Source organism: Corynebacterium afermentans subsp. lipophilum (assembly GCF_030408375.1).
Lineage (GTDB): Bacteria > Actinomycetota > Actinomycetes > Mycobacteriales > Mycobacteriaceae > Corynebacterium > Corynebacterium lipophilum.
Genome location: NZ_CP046530.1, coordinates 2,186,536 through 2,200,336 on the forward strand (window position 1 = coordinate 2,186,536; position 13,801 = coordinate 2,200,336).

At 63.6% G+C, this 13,801-nt stretch carries 11 protein-coding genes; 5 read left to right on the top strand and 6 right to left on the bottom strand.

Features of this window, described 5'->3' with window-relative positions; genetic code table 11:
* Positions 1–293: 293 nt before the first annotated feature.
* The 5 genes from CAFEL_RS10395 to hutI all read left to right on the top strand — a co-directional run bounded on the left by CAFEL_RS10395 (position 294) and on the right by hutI (position 7,245).
* Positions 294–1,460 carry an acyl-CoA dehydrogenase family protein gene (locus CAFEL_RS10395; RefSeq protein WP_181889265.1) on the top strand — a complete coding sequence of 389 codons (1,167 nt, stop codon included), beginning with the start codon at positions 294–296 and terminating at the stop codon, positions 1,458–1,460.
* A 20-nt stretch (positions 1,461–1,480) separates the two neighbouring features.
* Positions 1,481–2,611 carry a CaiB/BaiF CoA transferase family protein gene (locus CAFEL_RS10400; protein ID WP_181889266.1) on the top strand — a complete coding sequence of 377 codons (1,131 nt, stop codon included), beginning with the start codon at positions 1,481–1,483 and terminating at the stop codon, positions 2,609–2,611.
* 33 nt (positions 2,612–2,644) lie between these two features.
* The gene (locus CAFEL_RS10405; RefSeq protein ID WP_228496435.1) at positions 2,645–4,045 is read left to right on the top strand and encodes a YjiH family protein; all 1,401 of its coding nucleotides are present in this window, start codon (positions 2,645–2,647) and stop codon (positions 4,043–4,045) included.
* Positions 4,046–4,268: 223 nt separating this feature from the next.
* Positions 4,269–5,960 (top strand): urocanate hydratase, encoded by a 1,692-nt coding sequence (gene hutU / locus CAFEL_RS10410; protein WP_194560532.1) that lies wholly within the window; start codon positions 4,269–4,271, stop codon positions 5,958–5,960.
* 91 nt (positions 5,961–6,051) lie between these two features.
* On the top strand, positions 6,052–7,245 hold the full coding sequence (hutI, locus tag CAFEL_RS10415; RefSeq protein WP_194560531.1) for an imidazolonepropionase: 1,194 nt from the start codon (positions 6,052–6,054) through the stop codon (positions 7,243–7,245).
* A gap of 84 nt (positions 7,246–7,329) precedes the next feature.
* On the opposite strand, the gene CAFEL_RS10420 is transcribed toward hutI, so the two are convergent.
* From CAFEL_RS10420 to CAFEL_RS10445, 6 genes are all read right to left on the bottom strand, one after another.
* A complete protein-coding gene (locus CAFEL_RS10420; protein WP_194560530.1) occupies positions 7,330–8,460 on the bottom strand; it encodes an ABC transporter ATP-binding protein in 1,131 nt (376 codons plus the stop codon).
* Positions 8,461–8,493: 33 nt separating this feature from the next.
* Positions 8,494–9,816 carry an ABC transporter substrate-binding protein gene (locus CAFEL_RS10425; RefSeq protein ID WP_228496434.1) on the bottom strand — a complete coding sequence of 441 codons (1,323 nt, stop codon included), beginning with the start codon at positions 9,814–9,816 and terminating at the stop codon, positions 8,494–8,496.
* Positions 9,817–9,859: 43 nt separating this feature from the next.
* The gene (locus CAFEL_RS10430) at positions 9,860–10,669 is read right to left on the bottom strand and encodes a carbohydrate ABC transporter permease (protein ID WP_394354803.1); all 810 of its coding nucleotides are present in this window, start codon (positions 10,667–10,669) and stop codon (positions 9,860–9,862) included.
* 186 nt (positions 10,670–10,855) lie between these two features.
* Positions 10,856–11,809, bottom strand: coding sequence for a carbohydrate ABC transporter permease (locus CAFEL_RS10435; RefSeq protein ID WP_194560527.1), 954 nt, complete (start codon positions 11,807–11,809; stop codon positions 10,856–10,858).
* A gap of 341 nt (positions 11,810–12,150) precedes the next feature.
* Positions 12,151–13,074 carry a DUF5926 family protein gene (locus CAFEL_RS10440; RefSeq protein ID WP_194560526.1) on the bottom strand — a complete coding sequence of 308 codons (924 nt, stop codon included), beginning with the start codon at positions 13,072–13,074 and terminating at the stop codon, positions 12,151–12,153.
* 37 nt (positions 13,075–13,111) lie between these two features.
* Positions 13,112–13,801, bottom strand: a complete 690-nt coding sequence (locus CAFEL_RS10445; RefSeq protein WP_194560525.1) for a glycerophosphodiester phosphodiesterase — start codon at positions 13,799–13,801, stop codon at positions 13,112–13,114.

Sequence of the window (13,801 nt, forward strand, 5' to 3'; positions counted from 1 at the left end):
TCTGTCAGACGGCCCGGAAACCCCAGGTCGCCACAAACGGCTGCCATGATTTGTCAGGAACCCCGCCCCATCCCCATGCACACCCTGGGAACTAAAGCCTGGGATCGCGCCGATTTTGGCCATTCCCAGGCTTAAGATCCCAGGGTTTGTTTCTTCCGCTACTCTTCACACCCCCCATGTGTGAGTCTCGTATCCAAGACAACTCGCGCGGGAAGCCAGATGTGACCTCCCAAAACCTCCATACACTGTCGCGCACACCATAGTTTCGCGTCGATTGTGATTGGAGTCTCATCATGGCTGGACGGTACCCGAACGGCGATTTCTACGATTTTGAGTCCGAGCTGCCCGCGGAGGAAAAGGACATCCTCTACAACGTCCGCGATTGGGCGAACGAGAAGGTGTTGCCCATCGCCGTGGACTATTGGAACCGCTCGGAGTTCCCGCACGAGCTGCTGCCGTCGATAGGCGAGCTGAACATCATCAGCCTCGTGCGCGGCCAGGGTCGCTCCCGTCTGCTGGCCGGCCTGGTCGCGGCAGAGATCCACCGCGCGGACGGCTCCGTGGGCACGTTCTTCTCCGGCCAGGACGGCCTGTTCACCGGCAGCATCGAGCTGCTTGGCTCCGAGGAGCAGAAGGAGCGCTGGCTGCCGGATTTGTACGCGGTGCGCAAGACTGGCGTGCTGGCAATCACCGAGCCGGAGGCCGGTTCCGACGTCGCGCAGGGCATGCGAACCACCGCTACCAAGGTCGACGGCGGCTGGATCCTCAACGGCGCAAAGCGCTGGATCGGCAACGCCACCTTCTCCGACTACGTTGCCGTCTACGCCCGCGACCCGGAGGACGATCAGGTCAAGGGCTTCATCGTGGACACCACGGCGGAGGGCTACACCGCCACGCTGATGGAAAACCGCATCGCCATCCGCGCGGTGCAAAACGCCGACATCACCCTGGACAACGTTTTCGTCCCAGACAGCGACAAGCTCGAGGGCGCGAACTCGTTCAAGGACATCAACAAGGTGTTCAAGAGCGCCCGATCCACGGTGGGCTGGCAGGCCGTCGGCACGCAGATGGGTGCCCTCGACGTCGCGCTCGGCTACGCGGACGAGCGCATCCAGTTTGGCAAGAAGATCTCCTCGTTCCAGCTCAACCAGAACAAGCTGGCCACGATGCAGGGCAACCTGGTCGCCTCCGAGTCCATGATGGCGCAGCTCGCCCGCATGGAAGACCGCGGCTCCGCCCGCAACGAGCAGTCCGCGTTGGCCAAGGCGTTCACCTCGAAGCTCATGCGTGAGACGGTCGCGCTCGGCCGCGAGATCCTAGGCGGCAACGGCCTGATCTCGGACTACCGCATGGCCAAAATCTTCAACGACGCGGAGGCGATCTACTCCTACGAGGGCACCTACGACATCAACCAGCTCATCGTCGGCCGCTCCATCACGGGCGAGTCGGCGTTCGTGTAGTTCGGGCAGGAGGAAACACCATGCATGCACCACTTTCCGGTATCCGCGTCCTCGATCTATCCCGGGTGCTCGCGGGCCCGTTCTGCTCCATGATCCTGGCGGATCTCGGCGCCGAGGTGATCAAGGTGGAATCGCCCTGGGGTGATGATTCGCGCCAGTTCGGCCCGTTCGTGGACGGCACGTCCGCCTACTACCGCCTGTTCAACCGCTCAAAGATGGGCATCACGCTGGACTTCAAAAACGACGACGACAAAGAGGTGCTGCGCGACTTGGTCCGCCGCGCCGACGTGGTCGTGGAGAATTTCCGCCCGGGCGTGTTGGAGAAGCTCGGTTTGGGCCCCGAGGAGCTGTTGGAGGTCAACCCTCGGCTCGTCGTCACGAGCATCTCCGGCTTCGGCCAGACCGGGTCTTTGGCCAAGGAACCCGCGTACGACCTGGTCGCCCAGGCGATGAGCGGCCTCATGTCCATTACTGGCTGGCAGAACGGCAAGCCGACGCGCGTCGGCATCTCCCTGGGCGATCTCATCCCGGGCCTCTACGCCGCCATCGGCACCGTCTCCGCGCTCTACCAACGCGAATCCACCGGCCGCGGCCAGCATCTGGATCTTGCTATGTACGACTCACTCATCTCCGTCATGGAGTCCGTGGGCATGCGCGCGCTTTACGACGACGTCCCGCCCACCCGCATCGGCAACGACCACGGCCTGTCCGCGCCGTTTTCCACGTATGCGACCAAGGACGGCGACGTGGTCATCGCTATCACCACGAACCGGCTGTTCGAGCGCCTGGCAAACGCGCTGGACATCCCGGAGATGGCCACTGACCACCGCTTTGCCGAACCAGTGGCCCGCTCCGAGAACCGCGTCGCGCTGCGCGAGCTGATCGAGGAGGCGCTGAGCACCAAAACCCGCGCCGAGACAATCGCACTGTTTGAAGAGCACGGCGTGCCCACCGCCCGCGTCTACGACCTGGACGAGGCGCTGCGCAGCCCGTTCGCGGAGGAACGCGGCGTGATTGCTGAAGAAACGGATGGGTTCCGCACCCTCGCTTCCCCGCTCAAGCTGGCCGGCATGGAAGGGCCAACGCCGGCGCCGGAGCTGGGGCAACACAACGACCGCATCGAGTCTTGGCTGAGCGAAGACCCGCGCTAAGACCCGCGCAAAGTTCCGCGAAGGAGCAGCACCATGGAGGACCCCCTCAACACCCGCCGCCGCGGCGGGAGCACCCGTTGGATCAAGGGCGAAGGCATTGCCCCTGTGCCCTCAATGCCCGAGCCGCATGAGGTAGACAGCACCGACCCGAAGCAGAAGTGGCGCTTCTTCCTCTACAGCGTCATCGGCTCGTTCGCGTTCTTCGTCCCCTTCACTGTGGGCGAGAAGAACACGATTTTGCTGGACCACATCGTGGGCTGGCTGCAAGAAGGGCTCAGCGCCGCGCTGCCGTACATCACGCTGGTGATGATCACCGCCGGCGCCGTCTACCAGTTCGCCACCGGCAAGTGGCGCGAAGACCGGGCACGCGCGGTGTTCGCGTTCCTCTCCGCGCTGGCCGTGCTGCTGTGCGCGATGCTGGTCTTCGGCTTCGGCCCGGCCTTTCTTTTCGACGAACGCCTCGGCCCCTTCATCCTGAACAAGCTGGTCATCCCCGTCGGCCTGCTCATCCCGGTGGGCGCAATCTTCCTCGGCCTACTGGTCGGCTTCGGCCTGATGGAGTTCATCGGCGTGCTGGTGCAGCGCTTTATGCGACCCGTCTACCACACGCCGGGCAAATCCGCGGTGGACGCAGTGGCGTCGTTTCTGGGCTCGTACTCGCTGGGCCTTTTGATCACCAACCGCGTGTACCGCACCGGCGGCTACACCGCGCGCGAAGCGTCCATCATCGCGGCCGGGTTCTCCACAGCATCCGCGACGTTCATGGTTGTGGTGGCCCGCACCCTGGACCTGATGCACATCTGGGGCGTGTACTTCGCAGTGACCTTGATCGTCTGCTTCCTGGTCACCATCGTCGTGGTGCGTATCCCACCGCTTTCCACCATCCCGGACGAGTACTACCCGGGCGCCACCCCGCAACCGGAGGAGCGCGTGGAAGGCAACGTGTTCGCCGCCGCGTGGAAGGAAGCGATGGCGTTTCTCGCGCAGGCTGACTCACTGTCGAAGACGCTGTGGCGCAACTTCAAAGACGGCGTGATCATGACCATCCAGGTCATCCCCGGCATCATGGCTGTGGGCATCATCGGCCTGGCGCTGGCCTTTTACACCCCAGCGTTCAAAATCCTCGGCGCGGTGTTCTACCCGCTCGCGCTGCTGTTCCAGCTTCCCGACCCGTGGCTGGCCTCAGAAGCCTTCGCCATCGGCCTGTCCGAACTGTTCCTGCCAGCAACACTGGTTTCCGGCCACGAGTCGGAGGTGCTGCGCTTCACCGTCGGAGTGGTCTCCATCAGCCAGGTGTTCTTCTTCTCCTCGATGATCCCGGCAGTGCTCGCCACGGACATCCCGCTCAAGATCAGCCACATGGTGATCATCTGGTTCCAGCGCGTGGTGCTGTCCATCATCCTGACGGTGCCGATCGCGTACCTGATTTTCTAGCGCACCCCGCCCCGCCGCATACCCCGAGTAAGGGACCCAGAGTTTGCCCCAAAACAGGGCATCCTCTGGACCGCTTGCTCGGGGTTTGTGCGCGAAGAAGACCCACGCCACACAAAAGTCTCATATCCGAGACAAATCGCCCCAAACCGCCAGGCCCAACCCGTGTGACGGGCGTTACTGTCTATCCGATACCTCGATTGGACAACAACAGAAAGGAATTCCCATGGCGAAGAACTGGTCCGAAGGTGCACGCGAGGTCCGCTCCCCGCGCGGCACTGAGATCTCGGCGAAGTCGTGGCAGACCGAGGCGCCGCTGCGCATGCTGCAGAACAACCTCGACCCGGAGGTTGCGGAGCGCCCAGACGACCTGGTCGTCTACGGTGGCACCGGTCGCGCTGCTCGCAGCTGGGAAGCCTTCGACGCGATCGTCGATACGCTGAAGGACCTCGAGTCCGACGAGACCCTGCTGGTGCAGTCCGGTAAGCCGGTCGGTGTGTGGAAGACCAACGAGTGGGCGCCGCGCGTGCTCATCGCCAACTCCAACCTGGTGGGCGACTGGGCTGACTGGGAGCATTTCCGCGAGCTCGAGGACGAGGGCCTGATGATGTACGGCCAGATGACGGCCGGTTCCTGGATCTACATCGCCACCCAGGGCATCCTGCAGGGCACCTACGAGACCTTCGCGGCTGTGGCGAAGAAGCGTTTCGACGGCACCCTGGCCGGCACCCTCACCCTGACCGGCGGCTGCGGCGGCATGGGCGGCGCACAGCCGCTGTCCGTCACCCTCAACGGCGGCGCCTGCCTGATCGTGGACGTTGACGAGGGCCGCCTGAAGCGTCGCCAGGGCAAGCGCTACCTCGACGAGGTCACCACCGACCTTGAGGAAGCAATCAAGCTGGTCACCGAGGCCAAGGACGAGAAGCGCGCGCTGTCCGTGGGCCTGGTGGGCAACGCTGCGGAGATCTTCCCGGAGATGCTGCGCCGCCACCGCGAAGGCGAGTTCACCGTGGACATCGTCACCGACCAGACCTCCGCGCACGACCCGCTGTCCTACCTGCCCACCGAGATCCCGTTCGAGAGCTGGGACGCGGAGGCGGACGCCGACCCGACCACCTTCACCAAGAAGGCCCGCGAGGCCATGGCCGCCCAGGTGCAGGCGATGGTGGAGTTCCAGGACGAGGGTGCAGAGGTGTTCGACTACGGCAACTCCATCCGCGACGAGGCCCGCAAGGCCGGCTACACCCGCGCCTTCGAGTTCCCGGGCTTCGTCCCGGCCTACATCCGCCCGCTGTTCTGCGAGGGTCTCGGCCCGTTCCGCTGGGTTGCGCTGTCCGGCGACCCGGAAGACATCAAGGTCACCGACCAGGCCATCAAGGAGGCCTTCCCGGACAACGAGCACCTGCACCGCTGGCTGGACGCCGCTGAGGAGTACGTCGAGTTCGAGGGCCTGCCGGCGCGCATCTGCTGGCTGGGCTACGGCGAGCGCGCCAAGGCCGGCGTGATCTTCAACAACCTGGTCAAGGAGGGCAAGGTCAAGGCTCCGATCGTCATCGGCCGCGACCACCTGGACTCTGGTTCCGTGGCGTCGCCGTACCGCGAGACCGAGTCCATGCTCGACGGCACCGACGCTGTCGCGGACTGGCCGCTGCTCAACGCCATGACCGCCGTTTCCGGCGGCGCGACCTGGGTGTCCATCCACCACGGCGGCGGCGTGGGCATGGGCCGCTCCATCCACACCGGCCAGGTCACGGTGGCTGACGGCACCGAGCTTGCGGAGGCGAAGCTCAAGGCCGTGCTCACCAACGACCCGGGCATGGGTGTTATCCGCCACGTCGACGCCGGCTACACCCGCGCCGACGAGGTGGCCAAGGAGCGCGGCGTGCGCATCCCGATGGAGTTCAAGGCACGCGACTAACCCCTCTCTTATGCGCTGACGTTTGCCCTCGTGGGCGCGTCAGCGCTTTTCATTACCCTGGGCCCTGCAAAACCCCCGAAGAAAGGCACTCATGAGCACCTTCATCACCGGTATTTCCGAGCTGCGCACCGTCTCAGAGCTCGGCACCATCAAAGACGCCGCAATGCTTATCGACGACGGCGTGGTCACCTGGGTCGGCCCCGCCAGCGAGGCGCCAGCGGAGACGGCGAAGGCGGCGGAAACTGTAGACGTCGAGAAGCGAGCTGTGCTCCCCGGCTGGGTGGATTCCCACTCGCACATGGTCTTCGACGGCAACCGCGCCGAGGAGTTCGAGGCGCGCATGGCCGGCGAAGGCTACGCTGCCGGCGGCATCGCCGTGACCATGGAAGCCACCCGCTCCGCGGGCGAGGAGCGCCTGGACAAATTGGTGGCGGAGCGCATCGCCGCGGCGCAGGCGCTGGGCACCACCACCTTTGAAACCAAGACCGGCTACGGCCTCAACGTCGAATCCGAGGCCGAGGCCGCGCGCGTGGCCGCCCGCCACGTCGACGAAGTCACCTTCCTCGGCGCCCACCTCGTGCCGCCGGGGGCGGACGCCGAGGAGTACCTCGACGAGGTCGTCGGCCCGATGCTCGACGCGGTGAAGGACCACGTGCAGTGGATCGACGTGTTCTGCGAGCGCGGCGCGTTCAACGAGGAGCAGTCCCGCCGCGTCCTCGAGGCTGGCAAGGCCGCTGGCCTGGGCGTTCGCGTGCACGGCAACCAGCTCGGCGAAGGCCCCGGCGTGAAGCTCGCCGTGGAAATGGGCGCCGCCAGCGTCGACCACGTGAACTACCTGTCCGACGAGGACATCAAGCTGCTCGCGGAATCGGACACCGTGGCCACGCTGCTGCCCGCCTGCGACCTGTCCACCCGCGAGGAGCTCGCACCCGGCCGCAAGCTCATCGACGCCGGCGCCACCGTCGCCATCGCCTCCAACCTCAACCCGGGCACGTCGTTTACGTCCTCGATGAACTTCTGCGTCACCACCGCGGTGCTGCAGCAGCACCTCACCCTCGACGAGGCGATCGAGGCTGCCACCACTGGCGGCGCGAAGGCCTTGCGACGCCACAACGTCGGCGACGGCAAGGACCCCCAGGGCCGCCCGGCGAAGGGCACCCTCGTGCCCGGCGCGGCCGCCGACCTGCACATCCTCGACGCCGAGAACGCCATCAACCTGGCGTACCGCCCGGGCATGCCGATCACCTGGCAGACCTGGGTCGCCGGCGAAAAGGTCTACGGGTAGCGCGCGGCGCTGAGATCCAAATAGACCCAGCTATTTGCCGAAAGGTCGGCGAATAGCTGGGTCTATTCGACTTGCCCCGGTGCGCTAGAGGTAGTCGTAGTTGATCTCGGTATCCGGGTCGAAGAAGACTACGCCGCCCTCCATCGGCCGCAGGTAGATGGTGTCTCCGTGGTCAACCTCGATGCCACGCGGCACCTTGACCGTAATGCGGTCGCCGCGTACCGCGATCACGCTGTCTGCGGTTTCCTGGCGGTGCCCGTAGACGTACAGGTCGGAACCCAGGTGCTCCACAATGTCCACCTCGACCGGCAAGCCGTAGTGCTGCCCCGGCTGGTTCACACCAACGATTTCCCAGTTCTCCGGGCGCACCCCGACGATGACGCGCTCGGACTCCACCTTGGCCGCGAGTACGCGGGGGATGAAGTAGTCCAGGGCATGGCCCTTACCGCCGACAACGTGGCCGTCGATAAACGGAACATTGTCGATCAACGTCATCGCCGGCGAGCCGATAAACGACGCGACGAACGTATTGCCCGGGTTGCTGTACAGATTTGCCGGAGTATCCACCTGCTGGAGGATCCCCTTCTTCAGCACACAAACCCGGTCGCCCATGGTCATCGCCTCAGTCTGGTCATGGGTGACGTAAACCGTGGTCGTGTTCAGCTTGCGCTGCAGCTGCAGGATCTGCGCACGCGTAGACACACGCAGCTTGGCGTCCAGGTTGGAAAGCGGCTCGTCCATGAGGAACACCTTGGGCTCGCGCACGATGGCACGCCCCATCGCGACGCGCTGCCGCTGGCCACCGGACATGGCAGCCGGCTTTTTGTCGATGAGGTCTTCCAACTCGAGCATCTTCGCGGCGAAATCCACGCGCTCTGCGATGGTCGCCTTGTCTACCTTCGCGTTTTCCAGCGCAAACGCCATGTTCTGGCGGGCTGTCATGTTCGGGTAGAGCGCATACGACTGGAACACCATGGCTACGTCCCGGTCGCGCGGCCGCGTCTCAGTCACGTCCTTGCCGTCGATGAAGATCTGGCCTTCATCCACCGGCTCCAATCCTGCGAGCATGCGCAGGGTTGTGGACTTGCCGCAGCCGGATGGGCCGACAAGGACCAGGAACTCGCCATCGGCGATGTCCAGGCTGATACGGCTGACTGCCGGTGGGCGTGACGGGTCGTAGATGCGGGACGCCTGTCGGAATTCGACGGTTGCCATGTGCCAGTCCTTTTCGTGCTCGAGCCAGGTCGGCTACTTGTCCAACTTCGGGGCGATATCGCGGTCGATGACCTGCTGGGTTTCCTTGTCAAGATCAGCGAAGACCTGCTCCACGTCCTGGCCGCCAACAGTGATCTTGTCCAAAGCGCCACCGATGCGTTTGCCACCGCCCGGCACGAACACACGCGCGTAGTCCTGTGGCTTCGTGTTTTCGTTCAGCTGCTTGATCGCGGTCTCTGCGTTCGGGTTCTCATCCAGGAACTTGCGCTCCTCCGCGTTCTCCAGCGCGTCCTTACGCACCGGCATGTAACCGGTCTTCTGCGAGAACTTAATGGTGTTCTCGGTGTTGGTGATGAAGTCGATGAACTTCACCGCATTCTTCTTGCGGGCATCAGAAATGTCGTTCGGCACTGCCAAGCCAGCGCCACCGGTGGCTGCGGACGGGCCAGGGCCCGGCAGGTAGGTAGTGATGAACGGGATCGTTGCGGAGTCCTTCAGTCCGCCCAGGGAACCCGTCGATTCCAGCAGTGCCGACGCATTGCCGTTGCCGAAGGCGACAGTCGGGTCGGTGCTGATCTCGATGTGTCCCTTCTGCACCTGGTCCTGCAGGAACTTACCTGCCTCGACGGTCTTCGGGTCGGAGAAGGTCGGCTCCCACTCGTCGGAGTAGCCGCCACCGAACGCCCACACCATGCCCTGGAAGTACCAGTCGAGGTAGGTCGAGCCATCCGGAATGGTCAGCGCAGGGTTGCCCGTTTGCTCCTTGAGCTTGCCCGCCCACTCATCGAACTCCTGCCAGGTCTCTGGGCCGCGATCCGTCGGCAAGCCTGCGGCAGCCAGATCGTCAGTGTTCCAGTACATGAGGTTGGTGGAACGGGAGTACGGCACGCCGTAGTGCTTGCCGTCGTACAGGTAGTCGTCGCGCAGGGTGTCCACGTACGAATCGGAGTCGATGTTTTCAGACTCCCAGAGCTCGTCCAGCGGAGTGGTGGCGTCGTTCAGCGCGAAGTTGAACCAGGTCACGTCAGAAGCGACGATGACGTCCGGCAGGTCAGAGCCCGCGAGTGCGGCGTTGAACTTCTGCGCCAGCTCTTCGTAGTTGGCGCCGCCGTCGACCAGTTCCACAGTCAGATCCGGGTTTTCTTCCTCAAACGCATCGATGAGCTCCTGCTCTAGGTCTCGGGACTTACCCGGGTGGTTGGACCAGAAGACGATCGTGTTCTCATCGCCGGAGGCGTTCCCGCCGGTGTCGCCGCCGTCGCTGGTAGAGCCACCTGCGCATGCGGTCAGGGAGACAGCGGTGAGAGCAGCCAGTGCGGCGGCCCCAAAACGCTTGGTCAAAGAATTGGTGGACATGGGTTTCTCCATTCTTGAATTGATACGGGGAGTGTGTGGCGGGTTAGCCCTTGACGGCGCCCGCGGTCAGACCCTTGATCATCTGCTTCTGCAGCAAGATGAACACGACGATCATGGGAAGCGTGGTCAGCACCGTGCCGGCCATCACGGGTGCCCAGTTGGTCAGGCCCTCCGCATCCTGCAGTCGGGTCAGACCGACGGGGAGCGTGGCTGCGGCCGGGGTATCCGTAATCAGGAACGGCCAGAGGTACTCGTTCCACTCATTGACCACAGTGATGAGCAGGAACGCGGACAGGGTCGGCCAAGACATCGGCAGAACCACCTTGAACAGCCGAGTGAAAAAGCCGGCACCGTCCATCTCGGCTGCCTCGATGATCTCCACGGGCAGGGACTGGAAGTGGTTGCGCATGAGGAAGCACCCGAACGCCACTCCAGCCAGCGGAACGATCACACCAGTCCAGGTGTCGCGCCAGCCTAACGACGCAGCGAGCGCGTAGTTGGAAATGATCGTGATCTGGTTCGGCACCATTAGCGCCGCAATCACCAGCAGGAACAGCAAGTTCCGTCCCGGGAAGCGGAGGAAGGCGAAAGCGTACGCGGACAACACGCCAAGCACGACCTTGATCACAGTGAGGATGAGTGTGATGCCGATGGAGTTGCGCAAGTACTGCGGGAAACCGGATGTCTCCCACACACGCGCGTAGTTCTCCGGCACCAACGGGTCCGGCCAGAACGTGATCGGGTCCGAATACACGTCCTGGTAGGTCTTGAACGACGTGATCACGATGAAATACAGCGGCACCAAGATCATCAGCACTGTCAGCACCAAGGCGATGTACCCCAGCACCTTCATGCCCTTGGAGCTCGCTTCGGCCGGTGCACCTTTGCGCTTGCGCTGCGCGTCGGTGATCACTGGCTCGCCGGACCCCTGGCTGCCGGGCACCGGCGGCAGAGAATCTTCGTCTCGAACGATCGCCGCCGGGCGCTGGCGCGCTGGTTTCGCGGTGTTGCCGGACTCAGCCGAGAATTTCGTCGACATTTACTTGTCCAACCTTTCCTGCAGCTTGATCTGGAGCACAGTGATGATCAGGACCACCAAGAACATGACCGTCGCCACCGCGGCGCCATAACCGGCACGGCCGTTGACGAAGGTCTCGGTGTAGACTTGGAACACCATCGTTGTGGTGCCGTAGGTGAACGGGCCTCCCCTGGTCATCGCGTTGATGATGTCGAAGACCTGGAAGGAGCTGAGCAGGACCGTGATCAGCAGGAAGAAAGTGGTTCCACGCAGCTGAGGCAGGACCACCCGGAAAAAGTGGCGCGAGGCAGACGTTCCGTCAATTTCGGCTGCCTCGTCCAGATCGTGCCGCCGCCCCTGCAGCGCCGCCAAGTAGATGACAAAGACGTAGCCCACATTTTTCCAGATATACGTCACCGTGATCATGAACAGCGCCCAGCCGGAGTTCTGATAGAAATTCGGCACCGGAATGTTCATCAGGTTGAGGAAGTACTGGATCAACCCGTAGCGCGGGTCGAACACAAACTGGAAGGCCACGCCAATGGCAGCACCGGCGATGACGTACGGGGCAAACACCATGGAACGCACCGCGGCGCGCCCGAACAGTTTCTGGTCGAGCAGCACGGCGAGCGCAAGCCCAATCACCATCGATCCCGCTACTGCAAAGAAGGTGAAGATCAGGGTGTTCCAGACGATCGTCTTCGTCTCGGGAGCCTGGAACCAGTCGATATAGTTCTGCAGCCCGACCCACGTCATCGACGGCGATGAGATGTTCCAGTTGTAGAAGGAAATGCGAATGTTGTCTACCAGCGGACGGTAGGTAAACAGAATCAGCAACAGCAGGTTAGGGCCGATTAACAGGGCAGCTAAGCCAACTTGGCGCCAGTCAACTTTCCGGCGTCCCTTGCCACGGGATGCCGCATACTCCTTGGAGACCTCGGGCTCCACGGAGACAGCCGGAATCATCGAACTCATGCGGAGCACCGTAAGCTCCGTCCATGAACACGCAGTGAACTTAAAGTTGTATTAAAGAAAACGTTCAGCCAACTGATCGCACCTGTCTCGAAACCGCAATGTAGTGCGAAGATACAAAGGCTGTCGCCCCCTCGACAGTCGCGGAAATCTCAGGATCCACAAAGAAACCGGCTACCTAGAACCGGCTCCCTCGCGATTTTTCAGAGGGTAGCCGGTTTACGGTTTGGGGTCGCGCAGCGGGGCGTGGGGTGTGGGGCGCTGCACGTGTATTGGTGCGCTAGTTTGGCGCGAACGTCCCGCGCAGCGCGAACGTCCCACGCAGCGCGAGCCAGCAACGAGCGCTAGATGGTCACCTGGCGGGACTTGATGTTGTCCAGCTGCTTGCGCTCGTCGGCAGTCAGCGCAGCGTCGTTGGCGTACTCCGCCTCGATCTGCTTGTTCAGCGCGGTCAGCGCTTCATCGTAGGAGCCTGCGTCCACGGACGGGTCGAGGTCGAACACCGGCACGACCAGGCCGTGGGTGCGGAAGGCGCCGGCGAACTTGGTGCCTTCGCCCAGGTTGAGCTCGCCGCGTGCGGCGATGCGGGCCAGCGCGGAGAGCATCTGCGCCTCGTTGTCCTCGGTGCGCACCCAGCGGATGTGGGCCTTGCCACCGCCGGGGTTGACCCACCAGATCGCGCCCGGCAGGTCCGCGCCGACCTTCTCGGACGGCAGGACGGCGTCGTTGGCCTGCTGCAGCGCCTGCTGGATCTGCGGCGGTACTGCGGCACCCTCGGGGAACCACCAGGAGAAGTCCTGGTAGGTGGTGATGTCGGGGGTGGCGGAGGCGTCGATAAGCGAAGTGAGTTCCGGCTGCGAACCGTCGGCGACGGTGGACTGCAGCGTCTCGCCCGGGGCCGCATCGACGACCCAGTTCAGGGCGTACGCGAGGTCGCGGCCCGGGTTCTGGGAGTGAGAGGTGACCTGCAGGGCCACGAAACGCTCGCCGCCCTGGGACTCCTCGCGCACCAACGCGGCGCCGGCGCCCGGCAGCACGGTGGCGATGTTCACCGGGGTGCCCTTGATGTCAAAGGTGGTCACAGCGGACGGCACGAACTCCTGCAGGGCGACCAGGTCCGCCTCTGCGGCTAGGCCGCCGAACGGGCGGGGGTCCTTCTGCAGCTTCTCGCGCTCGGCTGCGCGGGCGGCCAGCTTGGCCTCGCGGCGGGTCATGCCCTCGGGCAGGTCCTCGCGGTTCTTCTTCTTTTTCGGCTTGCGTTGCACCATGGGCGCAAATCTACAGCACACCCACACCCGTCAAGGTTTAAGACAGTGTCTCCAGCGCGATGTGCGGCAAGTCCGTGCCGATTAATGTCGCGCCGTGTTTGTTCAACCACATCATGTCCCTGGGCAGGTTCACGGTCCACACGTAGGTACGGAACCGTCCGTCGAGAAGCTCAGGCTGCGCTTTGGCTTGCCGCACACTCGGGCCGGCGCCGCATTCTCCCACGGGTGAAAACGCATCATTCACCAGCAGGAACGTCTCGATATCAGGGAGCAATCGCTGGAACCGCTCAATCGCGCCAGGATCAAAAGAAATAAGGTGCACCCGCTCGTCCGTCTCCATTCCGCGTGAGCGCAGCACCTCGGCGACTGCCTCCTCGAGCGCCGCGCCGAACGGCGATGGGTGCTTCGTCTCAATCAGAATGTGTTTGCCGGGATATCGGTCGAGCAGGTCCAGCAGCTCGTCCAGCAGCATGATCTGCTGCGGATCATCGTCGGTGCCGACGTTGAGTTTGCGGAGCTCGTCGATAGTCATCTGCGCAACTTCGCCAGTGCCATCCCCAGTGCGGTCCACACTCAGGTCGTGAATAACCACCACCTGGCCGTCTTTGGAAAGGTTTACGTCGCACTCGATACCTACGATGTCCAGCTTGAGCGCTTCTTCGAACGCACGGCGCGTGTTTTCTGGGTACAGGCCGTTGAAGCCGCGGTGGGCGATGATGCCGGTCAT